The organism is Streptomyces sp. NPDC051219, from assembly GCF_040682335.1.
Taxonomy (GTDB): Bacteria; Actinomycetota; Actinomycetes; order Streptomycetales; family Streptomycetaceae; genus Streptomyces.
In genome coordinates, this window is record NZ_JBFBAS010000019.1 from 25,683 (window position 1) to 42,935 (window position 17,253).

The following is a 17,253-nucleotide window of genomic DNA, read 5'->3' on the forward strand; positions in this document are numbered from 1 at the left end:
GGCTCCCGAGCGCCTCCAAACCCCGGTCAGGAGGCGCTGCTCGAAGGGCTGGTGCCGCCGGAAGGGTCAGCAGTCGTCCCGCCCGTGTCGGTGCCACCGGCATCCGTACCGCCGGCGTCAGTGCCACCCGCGTCAGTACCACCGGCATCCGTACCGCCGGCGTCGGTGCCACCCGCGTCAGTACCGCCGGCATCCGTACCGCCGGCGTCGGTGCCGCCCGTGTCGGTGCCACCGGCGTCGGTTCCGCCCGCGTCCGTTCCTCCGGCCCCGGGTCCACCGCTCGACGGCGAACCCGTCGAACCGCTCGTGGACGGTGAGCCGGTCGTGCCGCTGGTCGACGGCGACCCCGTCGTCCCGCCCGTGGTCGTGCCGCCGCCCGTGGTCGTGCCTCCGCCGCCCGTCGAGGTGCCGCCACCGCCCGTCGTGGAGGGGCTGGAGGCGCTGCCACTCTCGCCCGGCCTCGCCGAGCCGCCCGTGGCACCCGTGTTGCCGGACGTGCCGCCCTGGTCACCGCCGTCACCCGGACGCGGCGTCGAGCCGTCCGTCGGCTCGTCGGCGTTCAGGCCGCCGTCCAGGCCGTTGTCCTCGTTCGCCGACTGTTCGGACTTGCCCTTGCCCGGCACGTCGTTGCCCTCCGACGTCGCGCCGAGCGTCACGACCGTCCCCAGTACGACGGCGAGCAGCGCGCCCGCTCCGGCCGCGACCATGTTGCGGCGGGCGCCGCTCACCAGCAGGCGACGGGCGCCCGCCAGCCCGAACGAGGCGCCGGACGCGGCGGGCTGCCGGGTGACCAGGGGCGTCGTCTCGCCCGTCGGCTCCGGGGACCTGAGCTGCGGGAAGGGGGAGGGTATGCCGCGGGGCGGCGAGGCCGACTCCTCGCTCCGCGCGGCCGGGACCTCCTCGCCTGCCGGCGTACGTCCGCCGAGCACGACCCCGCCGGAGCGGTCGGCAACCAGCGCCAGCGCCCGTCGGCCGGCGACCGTGCCGCGCTTGTCGGCGAGGGCTCCGCGGAGCCCGATCGAGGCCTCCAGCTCGGCACGGGCCCGGTCCAGCTGGCCGGCGCACAGCGCCAGAACTCCCAACTCGTGGTGGAAGTACGCCTCTTCGGCGACCTCGCCGGCGATCCGTGCCGCCTCCTGGCCCGACCTCAGAATGCGCTCCCAGGCACCCCAGTGGAGGCCGGTGGCGAACGCGGGCGCCGCGGTGCGTGCCAGCAGGACGGCGGCACTCGGGTGGCCGTCCTCGTCGCTCGGTATGAGCATCGTCATCGCCGCCAGCACCGCGTCCGCCTCGGCCGCGGCACGCGCGGGGCTGACCGAGGGGTGCCCGGTCCACCACGCGTAGTGCTGGGCCGCGGTATGCGCACGGCCGGCCGCGCCCTCCGCGTATCCCCCGGCCTCCAGCTGGGTGCTGACGCCCGCGGCCAGCCGGTAGCGGGAGCCCACCGGGGTCAGCAGTCCGCAGCTCACCAGCTCGCCGAGCGCCGCGTCGGCGTGGGTGTCCCCCACCAGCGCCGGGAGGTGCGCCTGGTGCGGCACCTCACCGCCCAGGGCGACGGCGAACCGCAGCGTGTCGCGGGCGGACTCGCTCAGCCGGGACGCGAGCAGCACCACGGGGGCCGCGCCTTCGGCGAGGCTGGGCAGTGGGACGTCGCGGCTCTCCGGGGCGTCGAAGACCCCGGGCTCGTCCTGGTCGCCCGGGTCCGTACCGCGCAGCGCGTCACGCTGCCGCAACAGCGCACCCGCCTGTACGAAGCGCAGGGGGAGCCCCTCGGACTCGAACCAGAGGTCTCCCGCCCAGCTCGCCTCGTCGTCGGTGAGCGGCCGGGCCACGGCCCTCTCCAGCAGTTCCAGCGTGGAGCTGCGGCCGAGGCCGCCGAGGAAGACCTCTTCGAGATGGGAGTCGGCCGAGGGCGCGGGGACGTCCGGCGTCGCGGCGACCAGGTACGCGCATTCCGGCGTGGCCTCGAGCAGCTCCTCGAGCGCGCCGCTGCCGAACTCCAGGTCGTCGAGGACCACGACCGCTCCGATACCGCGGACCTTCGCGAGCAGAGCGGCGCGGTCGGGTCGGTACGAGGGGGCGTCGAAAACGGTGGCGAACAGCGCATGGAGCAGGTCGGTGGGCGTCTGCCGGTAGCCGGAGAGCCGGATCACCCCATCGGGCGCGATGTCCGCGCAGTCGGCGGCGACGGCGTCGAGCAGGGCCGTACGCCCGGAGCCCGAGGGGCCGGTGAGCCGCACCGAACGCCCGCGCGCCAGCAGGCGTACGAGCCGTTCACGCTCTTCCTGGCGCTCCAGCAACGGGAGCTCGGGTGAGGCGGGACCGGCCGGGACCGGCGGCAGGCCCGCGCGCCGCACGTCGGCGCGGTCCTCGGGGCCGCGCCGGGTGGGCTCGGGCGGCTCCTCACCGGGGCGGCACGGCTCTATCTCGCTGCCGTCGACGGGATTGACCGTCAGCAGGAAGTCACCGGAGACGAGCTGGACGACCCGGGCCGGGCCGCCGGCCGAGCCGGCGAGGGCGGGTATCGGCGGCCGTGGCGGGGTGTCCTCCACAGGAGTGCGCTCCGCGAATTCGTCGTTGTCATGGCCGTACTCTTCAGGTCCCGGGTTCATCGGGTCCATGGTCAAGCCCCCCAGATGCGTCGCGTGCCGTTGCCGTTGCCCTTCCCGGCCTTTCGCACACTCCGCTGTCGCTTCTGGTCCGGTGCCCGCCGCGAGGGTTCACCAATCGGCAGGCGACCGAACCCTAGACCTTCGGACAGTATCCGGGAACAGCCGGGGTCCCGTGCGGTCCCAGACGTCACGGTCTCGTGAGGATTGCGGGTAACGCCTGCCTCACACAGGTGCTTCACAATCCGCCACGGACGCTTCAGGGCCGACCGGACCTGTTCAGCGGCGTTCGGCGAGCGTTCACACGCGAGGCAGGGACTCCGCCGCGATCCCGCCCTCGATGGCGAGGATGCGGTGGAGCCGGGTCGCCACGAGCAGGCGCTGCATCTGCGGCGGCACCCCGCGCAGGACGAGCCGGCGTCCGGTCCGTCCGGCGCGACGGTGCGCGCCCATGATGACGCCGAGGCCGGTGGCGTCCCAGGAGTCGAGCTCGGTCAGGTCCAGCACGAGGTCACCGGCACCCGCGTCAAGGGCCGAATGCAGGACCGTACGGGCGTCCGCCGCGCTGCGCACGTCGAGGCGGCCCCCGACGGCCAGTTCGGCGTGGTCGCCCCTGATCTGCATGTGTACTCCCCGGCAGGCTGCGTGCGTCTGCGTACGTCGGCTGTGCGTCGTCTTGGAAATCTCTCACTGCAACTGACTGCCACTGGGGCAGTGAAGTTGCCGTTTGTAAGCGAACCGATACCTAATTCACCCGGTGGGGTGACGCCAAAGTGACCGGTACCGCTCAGTGCTTGTAGAAGCCCTGCCCGCTCTTGCGGCCGATGTCACCCGCGTCCACCATCCGGCGCATCAGCTCCGGCGGCGCGAACTTCTCGTCCTGGGACTCGGTGTAGATGTTGCTGGTGGCGTGCAGCAGGATGTCGACGCCCGTCAGATCGGCGGTCGCCAGCGGTCCCATGGCGTGGCCGAAGCCGAGCTTGCAGGCGATGTCGATGTCCTCGGCCGAGGCCACACCCGACTCGTACAGCTTGGCGGCCTCGACGACGAGCGCCGAGATCAGCCGGGTGGTGACGAAGCCGGCGACATCACGGTTGACGACGATGCAGGTCTTGCCGACGGACTCGGCGAACTCGCGCGTGGTGGCGAGGGTTTCGTCGCTCGTCTTGTAACCGCGGACCAGCTCGCACAGCTGCATCATCGGGACGGGCGAGAAGAAGTGCGCGCCCACGACGCGCTCCGGGCGCTCGGTCACCGCCGCGATCTTGGTGATCGGGATGGCCGAGGTGTTCGAGGCGAGCACCGCGTCGTCACGTACGAGCTTGTCGAGCGTACGGAAGATCTCGTGCTTGACCTCGAGCTTCTCGAAGACGGCCTCGACGACGATGTCGGCGTCCGCGGCCGCGTCCAGATCGGTGGTCGTGGTGATGCGCGCGAGTGCCGCCTCGGCGTCCTCCGCCGACAGCTTGCCCTTCGAGACGAACTTGTCGTACGAGGCTTTGATGCCGTCGGTGCCGCGGGTCAGCGCCGCGTCGGTGACATCACGCAGGACGACGTCCCAGCCCGCCTGGGCGGAGACCTGCGCGATACCGGACCCCATGAGTCCGGCCCCGATGACGGCGAGCTTCCTGGCCACTCTTCACACCCCTTGAACTTTTGGCCTTAACGCCTGTTTTCCAACGCCTCTCCGGCGGAGATTAGCGTCCGTGAGGGGCCGGTTGGGGGGTAAGAGGTGCGAGTCACATCCCAAATCGCGGACATCACACCATCCGCGTGCCGGGCAGTGACGGTGGGCACAGCGGTCTGCCGGGAAGCCGGTGCGTAACTAGGCTGGTCGCATGGTCAATCTGACGCGCATCTACACCCGTACCGGCGACCGGGGCACCACCGCCCTCGGTGACATGAGCCGGACCGCCAAGACCGATCTGAGGATCTCGGCGTACGCCGATGCCAACGAGGCCAATGCCGTCATCGGCACGGCGATCGCACTGGGCGCCCTGCCTGAGGAGATCGTGAAGGTCCTTGTCCGCGTCCAGAACGACCTGTTCGACGTGGGCGCGGACCTCTCCACCCCGGTCGTCGAGGATCCGAAGTATCCGCCGCTGCGTGTCGAGCAGCACTACATCGACAAACTGGAGGCCGACTGCGACCGGTTCCTGGAGGAGGTCGAGAAGCTGCGCAGCTTCATCCTCCCGGGCGGTACCCCGGGGGCGGCGCTGCTGCACCAGGCCTGCACCGTCGTCCGGCGTGCCGAGCGGTCCACCTGGGCGGCCTTCGAAGTGCACGGGGACATCATGAACCCGCTCACCGCGACGTACCTCAACCGCCTGTCCGACCTCCTTTTCATTCTGGCCAGGGTGGCCAACAAGGAGGTCGGAGACGTGCTCTGGGTGCCCGGCGGGGAGCGCTGAGGCGTGCCCCGGGTGTGCTGTCCCGTCACCGACGTCCGGGACAGCACACCGCCCAGGGTCTCTCGTTTGGATCAGGCCGGATCAGTGAGCGGGGTCTGGTGCGTGCGATCGCAAGGCGGAGGAGGGAGGCATGGCGGAGCCATGCCGACCGACGACAACGCGGCGAGCGTGCGTGCCAGGGCCTGCGAGCCCGGCAAGATCCAAACGAGAGACCCTAGAGCCGTTTGGCCGGAGACCGCGGCCGCTCCTCCCCGGACTGCCCGGCCGGGGCCTTCTTCGGCCAGATGAGGTACGTGAGGGCGATCAGGCCGTGGATGCCGGCCGCCCGCCAGGCGATCCACTGCCAGGAGCGCAGCGAACCGGTCTGGCCGGCGTCGCCCACGTACCAGACCGCGAGCTGGAGCAGGCCGGACGCCACTGCCGCCGCCAGGACCGTACGCAGCCAGAGCCGGCCCTCATGCCCGGCGCGTGCCGTTCCGTAGCGCGGCGGCCGGGCCGGCGGCGGGCCGCCCGCGAAGCGGTGCGAGAAGTGGCCGTCGATCCACTTGATCGTGTAATGGCCGTAGGCCACCGTGTAGCCGATGTACACCGCCGCGAGCCCGTGCTTCCACGCCGGGTCCGCGCCGTTCTTGAGGTCGATCGCGGTCACCACGAGCAGCACGACTTCCAGCAGCGGTTCACAGAGAAGCAGGGCGACGCCGGTCCTCGGCATCTTCGCGAGGTAGCGCACGGCCAGTCCGGCGGCCAGCAGCACCCAGGCGGGCCTGGTAGGCATGCGGGAACGGGTCGCGCTGCTGGGCGGCGCGTTCGAGGCGGGCCCGCTGAGCACCCCTGCGGGAACCAGGATCTGGCAGGTGCGGGCGGTACTGCCCGCCGAGGAGAGGGCGCCGAGCGCATGACGATCCGGGTGCTGGTTGCCGAGGACCAGTCCGCCGTACGGGCAGGTCTGGTGCTGATCCTGCGCAGCGCCGCGGACATCGAGGTGGTGGGCGAAGCCGCGGACGGCGAGGAGGCCGTGCGGCTCGCGCGCGAGCTGCGGCCCGATCTGGTGCTGATGGATGTGCAGATGCCCCGGCTGGACGGGGTCTCCGCCACCCGGCAGGTGGTGGCGGAGCAGCTCGCCGACGTCCTGGTACTGACCACGTTCGACCTGGACGAGTACGTCTTCGGGGCGCTGCGGGCGGGTGCGTCCGGCTTTCTGCTGAAGAACACCGAGGCCGCGGATCTGATCGGGGCGGTACGGACCGTTGCGGGCGGCGAGGGCATGATCGCCCCGGCAGTGACGCGCCGGCTGATCGCCGAGTTCGCCTCCCCCAGGTCCGTACGCTCCGTCGACGCCCCCGATCCGGCGGTGCTCGACGTGCTGACGCGGCGCGAGCGCGAAGTGCTGTCCTGCCTGGGCGAGGGGCTGTCCAACGCAGAAGTCGCGGCGCGTCTGGACATGGCCGAAGCCACGGTGAAGACGCATGTGAGCAGGCTGCTCGGCAAGCTGGAGCTGCGGAGCAGGGTTCAAGCGGCCGTACTGGCCCAGGAGTTGGGTGTCTGAACCCTCCGGCCCGATCTAAGGTCTGGACCTCTTGACGGTTGGTCCAGACCTTTCTACGCTCACCGCAATTACTGCGGTGAGCATGCCATGACAAAAATCCCCCATGGCGTACCCACCGGGCGGCGCAGGTCCACACCTCTCAACCCCCACCTTCAGGACCTCACCCGAGGAGCCCCGTTGAGTACTGGAACGACCAGACGCACCACCCGATTCAGGTCGAGAGCAACGGCCGGCCTCACGGCCCTGCTGCTCCCCCTCGCCGCCCTCGTCGGCCTGGCCTCCCCCGCCGAGGCCGCCGAGGCGACCGCCACGTACACCAAGGTCTCCGACTGGGGGACCGGCTTCGAGGGCAAGTGGACGGTGAAGAACACCGGCACCGCGTCCATCGGCTCGTGGACCGTCGAATGGGACTTCCCGGCCGGTACGGCCGTCACCTCGGCCTGGGACGCCGACGTCACCGGATCGGGCAACCACTGGACCGCCAGGAACAAGAGCTGGAACGGCACCCTCGCCCCCGGCGCGAGCGTCACCTTCGGCTTCAACGGCACCGGCGCCGGCGCCCCCAGCGGATGCAAGCTCAACGGCGCCTCCTGTGACGGCGGCCCCAGCGTGCCCGGCGACAATCCGCCCTCCGCCCCCGGCACCCCGACCGCGAGCGGCATCACCAACACCTCGCTCAAGCTCACCTGGAGCGCGGCCACCGACGACAAGGGCGTCAAGAACTACGACGTCTTCCGCGGCTCGGCCAAGATCGCGACCGTCACCGGCACCACGCACACCGACACGGGCCTGACCGCGGGCACGACGTACACGTACAGCGTCAAGGCCCGCGACACGGCGGACCAGGTCGGCCCGTCCAGCGGCTCGCTCACCGCCACGACCACCGGCGGCACCAATCCCGACCCCGGTGCCAAGGTCAAGCTCGGCTACTTCACCGAGTGGGGCATCTACGGCCGGAACTACCACGTGAAGAACCTGGTCACGTCGGGCTCGGCAGCGAAGATCACGCACATCAACTACGCCTTCGGCAACGTCCAGGGCGGCAAGTGCACGATCGGTGACGCCTTCGCCGACTACGACAAGGCGTACACAGCCGACCAGAGCGTCGACGGTGTGGCCGACACCTGGGACCAGCCGCTGCGCGGCAACTTCAACCAGCTGCGCAAGCTCAAGAAGCAGTTCCCGAACATCAAGGTGCTGTGGTCCTTCGGCGGCTGGACCTGGTCCGGCGGCTTCGGCCAGGCGGTGCAGAACCCGGCCGCCTTCGCGCAGTCCTGCTACGACCTGGTGGAGGACCCGCGCTGGGCCGACGTCTTCGACGGCATCGACCTGGACTGGGAGTACCCGAACGCCTGCGGTCTGTCCTGTGACACCAGCGGACCCGCGTCGATCAAGAACATGATGCAGGCCATGCGCGCCAAGTTCGGCAGCTCGAACCTGGTCACCGCGGCCATCACCGCCGACGCCTCCAGCGGCGGCAAGATCGACGCGGCCGACTACGCAGGCGCCGCCCAGTACATCGACTTCTACAACGTCATGACGTACGACTTCTTCGGCGCCTGGGCCGCACAGGGTCCGACCGCCCCGCACTCCCCGCTCACGTCCTACGCGGGCATCCCCCAGCAGGGCTTCAACTCCGACGAGGCGATCCAGAAGCTCAAGGCCAAGGGCGTCCCGGCGTCGAAGCTCAACCTCGGGATCGGCTTTTACGGACGCGGCTGGACCGGCGTCACCCAGGCCGCGCCCGGCGGCACCGCCACCGGCCCGGCCGCCGGCACGTACGAGCAGGGCATCGAGGACTACAAGGTCCTCAAGACGAGCTGCCCGGCCACCGGAACCATCGCCGGCACCGCCTACGCCAAGTGCGGCAGCAACTGGTGGAGCTACGACACCCCGGCCACCATCGCCGGAAAGATGAGCTACGTGAAGAACCAGGGCCTCAAGGGCGCCTTCTTCTGGGAGTTCAGCGGCGACACCAGTAACGGTGAGCTCGCGACCGCGATCAACAACGGTCTGCAGTAGCCGGAAAAGCGGAAGCCGGGGAAACGGGTCCGCCCCCTGTCTCCCCGGCTTCTCTACGTGTGCGTATGCGTAAGCATGTGTCCGTACATGTACTACGCGACGTTCACCCTCTGCCCGGGCGGCGCCGCCTCCAGCCAGGCCAGAAAACCGGTCAGGGCGTCCTCGCTCATCGCGAGCTCGAGGCGGACTCCCCGGTGGAGACAGCCGAGCACGATCGCGTCGGACAACAGGGCCAGCTCCTCTTCGCCCTCGGGGGCGCGGCGGGCGAGCACCTCGATCGCCGACCGCTCCAGGACCCGGCGCGGCCGGGGCGCGTACGAGAAGACTCGGAACCATTCGATCCGGTCACCGCTGTAGCGGGCGACTCCATACACCCAGCCCTTGCCGGACGGGTCCCCGCCCTCGGGGATGTCCCAGCGCAGGCTGCAGTCGAACGTTCCGCCGGACCGCTGGATCAGCCGCCGCCGGAGACCGAAGACAAAGAGCCCGACCACCACCAGGGCGACGACCAGGCAGATGACAAGCAGAGCGAGGAACATCTCCACCGACCTCCTCGCTCATCGAGTAACGCAAACGGAACTGCACCTGCATCGCCTCAGCCGCGACCCGGTCTGGAGGATTCCAGCACGAGCCGCGGCTGAGGCTGTGTCTATGCCTGTCGGCGCGGGGTCAGTGCCCCGTCACCGCACGCAGCCGGACATCGGCGCGCCGCTCGGCAGCCGCGTCGGCGTCCGACTTGGCGCGCTCCAGTGCCCGCTCCGCGCGCTGGACATCGATCTCGTCCGCCAGCTCGGCGATCTCCGCCAGCAGCGACAGTTTGTTGTCCGCGAACGAGATGAAACCGCCGTGCACCGCGGCGACGACAGTCCCGCCCTCGCTCGTACGGATGGTCACCGGGCCCGACTCCAGCACACCGAGCAGCGGCTGGTGACCGGGCATGACGCCGATGTCGCCGGACGTGGTGCGCGCGACGACAAGGGTGGCCTCGCCGGACCAGACATTGCGGTCCGCCGCGACCAGCTCGACGTGCAGCTCAGCAGCCAAGATGGCTCCTCGGGTCTCCACCCGGCGGTTCAGCCGGGTGTTGGGGCTAATTCTAGAGGTTCTCAGTGGGCGCTACGGAGAGGGGCGGGGCATACCCGCCCCTCTCCGGCGAGTCAGGGACTCAGGAGACGCCGAGCTCCTTGGCGTTGGCCTTGAGGTCCTCAATGCCACCGCACATGAAGAACGCCTGCTCGGGGAAGTGGTCGTAGTCACCGTCGCAGATCGCGTTGAACGCGGCGATCGACTCCTCGAGCGGCACGTCCGAACCGTCCACGCCGGTGAACTGCTTCGCCACGTGGGTGTTCTGCGACAGGAAGCGCTCGACGCGACGGGCGCGGTGGACAACGAGCTTGTCCTCTTCGCCCAGCTCGTCGATACCGAGGATCGCGATGATGTCCTGGAGGTCCTTGTACTTCTGAAGGATTCCCTTGACGCGCATGGCGGCCTCGTAGTGGTCCTTCGCGATGTAGCGCGGGTCCAGGATGCGGGACGTCGAGTCCAGCGGGTCCACCGCCGGGTAGATGCCCTTCTCCGAGATCGGACGCGACAGAACGGTCGTTGCGTCCAGGTGGGCGAAGGTGGTCGCCGGCGCCGGGTCGGTCAGGTCGTCCGCGGGGACGTAGATCGCCTGCATCGAGGTGATCGAGTGGCCACGCGTCGACGTGATGCGCTCCTGCAGCAGACCCATCTCGTCAGCCAGGTTCGGCTGGTAACCCACCGCGGACGGCATTCGGCCGAGCAGGGTGGACACCTCGGAGCCGGCCTGGGTGTAACGGAAGATGTTGTCGATGAAGAAGAGCACGTCCTGCTTCTGCACATCGCGGAAGTACTCCGCCATGGTCAGACCGGCAAGCGCGACACGGAGACGGGTGCCCGGGGGCTCGTCCATCTGACCGAAGACAAGCGCCGTCTTGTCGATGACGCCGGACTCGGTCATTTCCTCGATGAGGTCGTTGCCCTCACGGGTACGCTCACCGACGCCCGCGAACACCGACACACCGTCGTGGTTGTTGGCGACGCGGTAGATCATTTCCTGGATCAGAACGGTCTTGCCTACACCGGCACCACCGAACAGACCGATCTTTCCACCCTTGACGTACGGGGTGAGAAGGTCGATGACCTTGACGCCGGTCTCGAACATCTCGGTCTTCGACTCGAGCTGGTCGAAGCTCGGCGCCTTGCGGTGAATCGGCCAGCGCTCGGTGACCTCGACCGTGGACGGGTCCACGTTCAGGATCTCACCGAGGGTGTTGAAGACCTTGCCCTTGGTGATCTCGCCGACCGGGACGGTAATGCCCTTGCCCGTGTCGGTCACCGCGGCACGGCGTACCAGGCCGTCGGTGGGCTGCATCGAGATCGCACGGACCAGGCCGTCACCCAGGTGCTGGGCGACTTCGAAGGTCAGCGTCTTGAGCTTGCCGTCCTCGGCCGGGTCGGCAACCTGGACGGTCAGCGCGTTGTAGATCTCCGGCATCGCGTCGACGGGGAACTCCACGTCGACGACCGGGCCGATGACCCGGGCGACGCGGCCCGTGGCTGCGGCCGTCTCAACAGTGGTCGTCATTACTTGTCACTCCCCGCGGTCGCGTCGGCCAGGGCGCTGGCGCCTCCGACGATCTCGCTGATTTCCTGGGTGATTTCGGCCTGGCGGGCCGCGTTGGCAAGCCGGGAGAGGCTCTTGATGAGATCCCCGGCGTTGTCGGTCGCCGACTTCATAGCGCGACGGCGGGCAGCGTGCTCGGAAGCAGCGGCCTGAAGCAGCGCGTTGTAGATGCGGCTCTCGACGTAGCGCGGCAGCAGGGCGTCGAGGACGTCCTCCGCCGACGGCTCGAAGTCGAACAGCGGAAGGATCTCGCCCTTCGTACCGTTCTCCTCCGCAACCTGGTCGAGGCTGAGCGGCAGCATCCGGCTGTCCACCGGGTTCTGCGTCATCATCGACACGAATTCCGTGTAGACGATGTGCAGCTCGTCCACGCCGCCCTCGGCCGTCTCCGTCTGGACGGCCTCGATCAGCGGCGCGGCGACCCGCTTGGCGTCCCCGTAGGTCGGGCTGTCGGTGAAGCCGGTCCACGACTCTGCGACCTTGCGCTCGCGGAAGCCGTAGTAGGCCAGACCCTTGCGGCCGACGATGTACGTGTCGACCTCCTTGCCCTCACCACGCAGCCGCGCGGTGAGCCGCTCCGCCGCCTTGATGGCGTTGGAGGAGTAGCCGCCGGCCAGACCGCGGTCGCTCGTGACGAGCAGGACCGCGGCACGGGTCGGCGCCTCCGACTCGGTGGTCAGGGGGTGCTTGGTGTTCGAACCGGTCGCCACCGCGGTCACCGCACGGGTGAGCTCGGTCGCGTACGGCATCGACGCCGCCACCTTGCGCTGCGCCTTGACGATGCGCGAGGCGGCGATCATCTCCATCGCCTTGGTGATCTTCTTGGTCGCGGTGACGGATCGGATGCGACGCTTGTAGACCCGGAGCTGCGCTCCCATGAGTCAGGTCCCTTCCGTCGTCACTTGGAGACGTTGACGGCCGGCGCGTCCTCGCCCAGGAGCCTGCCGTCCGAGGTCTCGAACTGCCGCTTGAAGTTGGCGATGGCGTCCGCGATGGACTGCAGGGTGTCGTCCGACATCTTGCCGCCCTCGGCGATGCTGGTCAGCAGCTCCTTGCGCTCACGGCGCAGGTGCTCGAGCAGCTCGCTCTCGAAGCGGCGGATGTCCTCGACCGGGACGTCGTCCATCTTGCCGGTGGTGCCGGCCCAGACGGAGACGACCTGCTCCTCGACGGGCATCGGCTGGTACTGGCCCTGCTTCAGCAGCTCGACCATGCGCTTACCGCGCTCCAGCGACGCCTTCGAGGCCGCGTCCAGGTCGGAACCGAAGGCGGCGAACGCCTCCAGCTCACGGTACTGGGCGAGGTCCACGCGCAGTCGGCCGGAAACCTGCTTCATGGCCTTGTGCTGGGCCGAGCCACCGACACGGGAGACCGAGATACCGACGTTCAGGGCCGGACGCTGACCGGCGTTGAACAGGTCGGACTCCAAGAAGCACTGGCCGTCGGTGATGGAGATGACGTTGGTCGGGATGAACGCCGACACGTCGTTCGCCTTGGTCTCGACGATCGGCAGACCGGTCATCGAACCGGCGCCCATGTCGTCGGAGAGCTTGGCGCAGCGCTCCAGCAGACGCGAGTGCAGGTAGAAGACGTCACCCGGGTAGGCCTCGCGGCCCGGCGGGCGGCGCAGCAGCAGCGAAACGGCGCGGTAGGCGTCGGCCTGCTTCGACAGGTCGTCGAAGATGATCAGGACGTGCTTGCCGGCGTACATCCAGTGCTGGCCGATGGCGGAACCGGTGTACGGCGCCAGGTACTTGAAGCCGGCCGGGTCGGACGCGGGGGCGGCGACGATCGTCGTGTACTCGAGCGCGCCCGCCTCCTCCAGCGCACCGCGCACGGACGCGATGGTGGAGCCCTTCTGGCCGATGGCGACGTAGATGCAGCGCACCTGCTTGTTCACGTCGCCCGAGCGCCAGTTGTCGCGCTGGTTGATGATCGTGTCGACGGCCAGAGCGGTCTTGCCGGTCTGACGGTCGCCAATGATCAGCTGACGCTGGCCGCGGCCGATCGGCACCATGGCGTCGACGGCCTTGTAGCCGGTCTGCATCGGCTCGTGCACCGACTTACGGACCATGACGCCAGGGGCCTGCAGCTCGAGGGCGCGGCGGCTGTCGGTCGCGATCTCGCCGAGACCGTCGATCGGGTTGCCGAGCGGGTCGACGACGCGGCCGAGGTAGCCCTCGCCGACGCCGACGGAGAGAACCTCACCGGTGCGCTGCACCGGCTGGCTCTCCTCGATACCGCTGAACTCGCCGAGGACGATCGCACCGATCTCGCGCTCCTCGAGGTTGAGGGCGAGACCGAGAGTGCCGTCCTCGAACCGCAGCAGCTCGTTCGCCATGGCCGAGGGCAGACCCTCGACCTTCGCGATGCCGTCGCCGGCAACGCTGACCGTACCGACCTCCTCGCGCGAGGCCGCGTCCGGCTTGTACGACTGGACAAAGTTCTCCAGCGCGTCCCGGATCTCCTCCGGCCGGATCGTGAGCTCCGCCATCTGGGTTCCCTGCTCTCCTTGTTGGGCCCGAAGTTTCTTAGGGGGTCTGGGGGCCGACCCCCAGGAATCTTCTGCAATTTCTGCACGGCCCAACCGGGCCGCTGGTGTTGCTTGTTCAGTTGGTGGCTGGTCAGCCGGCCATACGTCGCGCGGCCTCTTCGAGGCGGTCCGCGATGGTGCCGGTGATGACCTCGTCACCGACGCGTACCTGCACCCCGCCGAGGACCTCGGGGTCCACGTCGAGGTTGAGGTGCATCTGGCGGCCGTACACCTGCGCCAGAGCCGCGCCGAGACGCTGCTTCTGCTGGTCCGTGAGCGGCACCGCCGAGGTGACGACGGCGACCACGCGGTCCCGGCGCTCCGCGGCGAGCTTGGACAGGGACTCGAGTCCCGCCTCCAGGCTACGTCCCCGCGGCCGGGTCACAAGACGCATGACCAGTCGCTCGGTGATCGCGTGGGCCTTGCCGCCGAGCAGGCTGTGCAACAGCGCACCCTTGGCGGAGCCCGAGGCGGCGCGGTCGGTCAGCGCAGCGCGCAGATCGGCGTTCGAGGCGACGATCCGCCCGAAGCGGAACAGCTCGTCCTCGACGTCGTCGAGGGCGCCGGCCTGCTGGGCCGCGGTGAGGTCGGCGATGTCCGCCAGCTCCTCCGCAGCGTCGACCAGGTCACGCGACTGCGACCACCGGGAGCGGACCATGCCGGTGATCAGGTCGATGGTCTCGCCACCCACCTGACCGCTCAGCAGGCGTCCGGCCAGCTCGGCCTTGGCCTCACCGGGCTGCGCCGGGTCGGTCAGGACCCGACGCAGCGACACCTCGCGGTCGAGCAGCGCGGTAACGGCAGCCAGCTCGTCCGCGAGCTTCGTCGCATCGACGGACGTGTTGTCCGTCAGCGCGTCGAAACGCTCGCGTGCGGCAGCCAGCGCCTCGCGGCTCGCTCCGTTCATCGGGCCGCCTCGGCCTTCTCCTCGAGCTCGTCGAGGAAGCGGTCGATGGTGCGGCTCTGCCGGGCGTAGTCCTCGAGGGACTCGCCGACGAGCTTGCCGGCCAGTTCGGTGGCGAGCCTGCCCACGTCCCGACGCAGCGCATTCGCGGCGGCCTTGCGGTCGGCCTCGATCTGGGCGTGGCCGGCAGCGATGATCTCCTCACGCTGCCGCTGGCCCTCTGCGCGCAGTTCTTCCTTGAGCGCAGTGCCCTGCTCCAGCGCCTCCTGGCGCAGGCGCGCGGCCTCGTGGCGGGCCTCGGCGAGCTGAGCCTTGTACTGCTCGAGCACGCTCTGGGCCTCGGTCTGGGCCGCCTCGGCCTTCTCAATGCCACCCTCGATCGCCGCGTGGCGCTCTTCCAGAACCTTGTTGATGTTCGGAAGAAGCTTCTTCGCAAGGAAGAAGAAGACGATGGCGAAGGCGAGCAGGCCGACGATGAGCTCTGGGATCGGCGGAATCAGAGGGCTCTGGGGCTCCTCTGCCGCGAGTTGAACCAGAGGGTTCACATCAGTGCCTTTCGTCTAGTGGACTTGCTCGTCGGCCGAAATCACGGGCCGTAGACGAACGGCATGACCAGACCGATGAGGGCGAGCGCCTCACAGAAGGCGAAGCCGAGGATCTGGTTGGCGCGGATCAGGCCGGCAGCTTCGGGCTGGCGGGCGAGCGCCTGGGTGCCGTTACCGAAGATGATGCCGACGCCGACGCCGGGGCCGATGGCCGCGAGGCCGTAGCCGATCGAGCCGAGGGAGCCGGTGACGGCGGCAAGGGTCTGAGACATGCCGGGTTCTTCCTTCTCTTTCACGGACCGGTGGGGGTTGGCCACCGGACGACTGTTGGTTCAGGGGTGGGCGATCAGTGGTGCTCGGCGAGCGCGCCCTGGATGAAGCTGCAGGCCAGGAGGACGAAGACGTACGCCTGGACAGCCTGGATGAAGAGCTCGAACAGGGTCATGGCGAGCACCATCACGAAGGACACGCCCGCGGCAGGGATCGCCCAGCCGTTGAACAGGTACCAGCTGGCGATGGTGAACAGAACGAGGAGCGTGTGGCCCGCGAACATGTTGGCGAAGAGCCGGACCGCGTGCGTGAAGGGGCGGACCAGCACGTTCGAGAAGAACTCGATGACCATGACCATCGGCAGAACCGGGCCGAGCGACTTGTCGTAGCCGGTCAGATTCTTGAAGCCGCCGACGAAGCCGTGGCGCTTGAACGTCACGGACATCCAGATCACGTAGACGACCAGTGCGAGGGCCGCCGGGTACGCGATGATCGCGGTCACCGGGAACTGCGCGAGCGGCACGATGGACCAGAGGTTCATCACCCAGACGAAGAAAAAGATCGAGACCATCAGGGGGACGTACTTCTCGCCCTCCTTCTTGCCGAGGGTCTCGTACACGATGCCGCGGCGTACGAAGTCGTAGCCGGCCTCGCCGACCATCTGGAGCTTGCCCGGCACCACCTTGGGCTTGTGGAAAGCAGCCCAGAAGAAGGCGATGATCACAACTGTGCCGATAAGGGCCAGCAGCATCGGCTTGTTGAAGTACCAGCCGTCCGTATCTCCGGCGATGGGCTCGAAGATGAAGGACCAAAGGCTGGGCGCCGGGAAGCCGCAACCGGTGAAGATATGACAATCGGCGTCGAAGGCGAGCGTCATCTGGTCAGCACTCACCGCGGACTCCTTCAGCGTGGCGCATAGGTACGGCAACCTCGTTGTGTCGGCGCGGCGCACAGCCGCGGTTCGGCACTGGACTGGTGTAACGGATGTGGGGGCGGCTGTCAGGCATCGAGCCTCGCGATTGAGCAGGCGTCAGCTCAGATGCCCGCGCCCGCAGTGCCGCAGTTGGAACCGGACGATAGCAGGATCTCGAACGCGCACTTATACCGGCCCTACCCCTCACGACGACGACCCCTTGTCTCCGGGCTTGTTGGCCTCGGAGGAGTCGGGTTCGACGTAAAGAATCTTGGCCTTCATATGCGCACGGGCCTGCGCGGCGATCCATACCAGGGTCGCTGCGACCAGCGTGATGGCGAAGGCCTTGGGGTTGAACAGCGTGGTGTTCTTGAATGCGGCGACAAAGATGAACAGCAACAGGATCTGCGCCGCGTAGAGCATGAGCCCCATGGCCTGGAACAGGTGCGGAAGGGACTTCGCCGTCCGCTCCAGAACCACCAGCCCGATCCCCATGAAGAGGATCACAATCAGCGTCGCGACGACGGCTCCGACGGCTCCCTTACCGCCCGCGACCACTGCGCTGACAATCGCGGCGACAACGCCGGCGGCAGCGGTGGGCAGGGCGGATTGAAGGAGTGTTCGGGCGTCATTGGACCGCATGGCGGCAGCTCCGCAGGTGGTGGGGGCATGAGTGTCGTCATGGACGAGCGTAGGCCCGGGCCGAGATCGCGCCTCGCGCCAATGGACCGTTGCACTACGGTCCTTCGGCTCTGTCGCCGGGTTTCGTGAACGGTATCACAAACTATTTGATGAGGTCTTTACCAACGGAGTGTGCTGACTGTCACACATGAGAGTTACCCCGCACGTGTGT

General features: G+C 68.7%; 17 protein-coding genes and 1 pseudogene. 4 read left to right on the forward strand and 14 right to left on the reverse strand.

The genetic code is table 11. The features are described 5' to 3' along the window. Positions 1-26 precede the first annotated feature (26 nt). The 3 genes from AB0M62_RS21585 to AB0M62_RS21595 form a co-directional block, all read right to left on the reverse strand. The gene (locus AB0M62_RS21585) at positions 27-2,621 is read right to left on the reverse strand and encodes an ATP-binding protein (protein ID WP_366075887.1); all 2,595 of its coding nucleotides are present in this window, start codon (positions 2,619-2,621) and stop codon (positions 27-29) included. A 288-nt stretch (positions 2,622-2,909) separates the two neighbouring features. Further along, positions 2,910-3,233 (reverse strand): STAS domain-containing protein, encoded by a 324-nt coding sequence (locus AB0M62_RS21590; protein ID WP_366075888.1) that lies wholly within the window; start codon positions 3,231-3,233, stop codon positions 2,910-2,912. Between the two features lie 163 nt (positions 3,234-3,396). After that, on the reverse strand, positions 3,397-4,245 hold the full coding sequence (locus AB0M62_RS21595) for a 3-hydroxyacyl-CoA dehydrogenase family protein (RefSeq protein ID WP_366075889.1): 849 nt from the start codon (positions 4,243-4,245) through the stop codon (positions 3,397-3,399). A gap of 202 nt (positions 4,246-4,447) precedes the next feature. Here AB0M62_RS21595 and AB0M62_RS21600 point away from each other — a divergent pair, with 202 nt between their 5' ends. Continuing rightward, entirely contained in the window at positions 4,448-5,020 is a 573-nt protein-coding gene (locus AB0M62_RS21600; RefSeq protein ID WP_366075890.1) for a cob(I)yrinic acid a,c-diamide adenosyltransferase, read from the forward strand. Positions 5,021-5,234: 214 nt separating this feature from the next. Here AB0M62_RS21600 and AB0M62_RS21605 read toward each other — a convergent pair whose 3' ends face one another. Beyond that, on the reverse strand, positions 5,235-5,795 hold the full coding sequence (locus AB0M62_RS21605; protein WP_366075891.1) for a hypothetical protein: 561 nt from the start codon (positions 5,793-5,795) through the stop codon (positions 5,235-5,237). On the opposite strand from AB0M62_RS21605, the pseudogene AB0M62_RS21610 reads away from it, so the two are divergent. From AB0M62_RS21610 to AB0M62_RS21620, 3 genes and pseudogenes are all read left to right on the forward strand, one after another. Next, positions 5,773-5,919: pseudogene (locus AB0M62_RS21610) on the forward strand (two-component sensor histidine kinase); the annotation flags it as partial. The gene AB0M62_RS21605 and the pseudogene AB0M62_RS21610 overlap by 23 nt on opposite strands. Beyond that, entirely contained in the window at positions 5,916-6,566 is a 651-nt protein-coding gene (locus AB0M62_RS21615; RefSeq protein WP_366075892.1) for a response regulator transcription factor, read from the forward strand. The pseudogene AB0M62_RS21610 and the gene AB0M62_RS21615, both read left to right, overlap by 4 nt. A gap of 177 nt (positions 6,567-6,743) precedes the next feature. Then, the gene (locus AB0M62_RS21620; RefSeq protein ID WP_366075893.1) at positions 6,744-8,588 is read left to right on the forward strand and encodes a glycoside hydrolase family 18 chitinase; all 1,845 of its coding nucleotides are present in this window, start codon (positions 6,744-6,746) and stop codon (positions 8,586-8,588) included. Positions 8,589-8,680: 92 nt separating this feature from the next. On the opposite strand, the gene AB0M62_RS21625 is transcribed toward AB0M62_RS21620, so the two are convergent. From AB0M62_RS21625 to AB0M62_RS21670, 10 genes are all read right to left on the reverse strand, one after another. Then, positions 8,681-9,127, reverse strand: a complete 447-nt coding sequence (locus AB0M62_RS21625) for a DUF2550 domain-containing protein (RefSeq protein WP_366075894.1) — start codon at positions 9,125-9,127, stop codon at positions 8,681-8,683. A 130-nt stretch (positions 9,128-9,257) separates the two neighbouring features. Then, the gene (locus AB0M62_RS21630) at positions 9,258-9,632 is read right to left on the reverse strand and encodes a F0F1 ATP synthase subunit epsilon (RefSeq protein ID WP_366075895.1); all 375 of its coding nucleotides are present in this window, start codon (positions 9,630-9,632) and stop codon (positions 9,258-9,260) included. A gap of 121 nt (positions 9,633-9,753) precedes the next feature. Next, positions 9,754-11,196, reverse strand: coding sequence for a F0F1 ATP synthase subunit beta (gene atpD, locus AB0M62_RS21635; RefSeq protein WP_366075896.1), 1,443 nt, complete (start codon positions 11,194-11,196; stop codon positions 9,754-9,756). Then, positions 11,196-12,113, reverse strand: coding sequence for a F0F1 ATP synthase subunit gamma (locus tag AB0M62_RS21640; protein ID WP_366075897.1), 918 nt, complete (start codon positions 12,111-12,113; stop codon positions 11,196-11,198). The genes atpD and AB0M62_RS21640 overlap by 1 nt, the downstream gene beginning before the upstream one ends. A gap of 20 nt (positions 12,114-12,133) precedes the next feature. Further along, positions 12,134-13,729, reverse strand: a complete 1,596-nt coding sequence (atpA, locus tag AB0M62_RS21645; protein WP_366075898.1) for a F0F1 ATP synthase subunit alpha — start codon at positions 13,727-13,729, stop codon at positions 12,134-12,136. 130 nt (positions 13,730-13,859) lie between these two features. Next, on the reverse strand, positions 13,860-14,675 hold the full coding sequence (locus tag AB0M62_RS21650; RefSeq protein WP_366075899.1) for a F0F1 ATP synthase subunit delta: 816 nt from the start codon (positions 14,673-14,675) through the stop codon (positions 13,860-13,862). Further along, a complete protein-coding gene (locus AB0M62_RS21655) occupies positions 14,672-15,217 on the reverse strand; it encodes a F0F1 ATP synthase subunit B (RefSeq protein ID WP_366075900.1) in 546 nt (181 codons plus the stop codon). The genes AB0M62_RS21650 and AB0M62_RS21655 overlap by 4 nt, the downstream gene beginning before the upstream one ends. 41 nt (positions 15,218-15,258) lie before the next feature. Beyond that, a complete protein-coding gene (gene atpE / locus AB0M62_RS21660) occupies positions 15,259-15,489 on the reverse strand; it encodes an ATP synthase F0 subunit C (RefSeq protein ID WP_030768902.1) in 231 nt (76 codons plus the stop codon). Positions 15,490-15,563: 74 nt separating this feature from the next. Further along, positions 15,564-16,379 (reverse strand): F0F1 ATP synthase subunit A, encoded by an 816-nt coding sequence (atpB, locus tag AB0M62_RS21665; protein ID WP_366075901.1) that lies wholly within the window; start codon positions 16,377-16,379, stop codon positions 15,564-15,566. A gap of 225 nt (positions 16,380-16,604) precedes the next feature. Beyond that, the gene (locus tag AB0M62_RS21670; RefSeq protein ID WP_366075902.1) at positions 16,605-17,042 is read right to left on the reverse strand and encodes a hypothetical protein; all 438 of its coding nucleotides are present in this window, start codon (positions 17,040-17,042) and stop codon (positions 16,605-16,607) included. Positions 17,043-17,253: the final 211 nt, after the last annotated feature.

Coding starts and splice junctions, on each gene's coding strand:
- AB0M62_RS21650 (WP_366075899.1), bottom strand. CDS start 14,675: ATGAACGGAGCGAGCCGCGAGGCGCTGGCTGCCGCACGCGAGCGTTTC.
- AB0M62_RS21615 (WP_366075892.1), top strand. CDS start 5,916: ATGACGATCCGGGTGCTGGTTGCCGAGGACCAGTCCGCCGTACGGGCA.
- atpE (WP_030768902.1), bottom strand. CDS start 15,489: ATGTCTCAGACCCTTGCCGCCGTCACCGGCTCCCTCGGCTCGATCGGC.
- AB0M62_RS21605 (WP_366075891.1), bottom strand. CDS start 5,795: ATGCCTACCAGGCCCGCCTGGGTGCTGCTGGCCGCCGGACTGGCCGTG.
- atpD (WP_366075896.1), bottom strand. CDS start 11,196: ATGACGACCACTGTTGAGACGGCCGCAGCCACGGGCCGCGTCGCCCGG.
- AB0M62_RS21600 (WP_366075890.1), top strand. CDS start 4,448: ATGGTCAATCTGACGCGCATCTACACCCGTACCGGCGACCGGGGCACC.
- AB0M62_RS21590 (WP_366075888.1), bottom strand. CDS start 3,233: ATGCAGATCAGGGGCGACCACGCCGAACTGGCCGTCGGGGGCCGCCTC.
- AB0M62_RS21625 (WP_366075894.1), bottom strand. CDS start 9,127: ATGTTCCTCGCTCTGCTTGTCATCTGCCTGGTCGTCGCCCTGGTGGTG.
- AB0M62_RS21585 (WP_366075887.1), bottom strand. CDS start 2,621: ATGGACCCGATGAACCCGGGACCTGAAGAGTACGGCCATGACAACGAC.
- AB0M62_RS21640 (WP_366075897.1), bottom strand. CDS start 12,113: ATGGGAGCGCAGCTCCGGGTCTACAAGCGTCGCATCCGATCCGTCACC.
- atpA (WP_366075898.1), bottom strand. CDS start 13,729: ATGGCGGAGCTCACGATCCGGCCGGAGGAGATCCGGGACGCGCTGGAG.
- AB0M62_RS21670 (WP_366075902.1), bottom strand. CDS start 17,042: ATGCGGTCCAATGACGCCCGAACACTCCTTCAATCCGCCCTGCCCACC.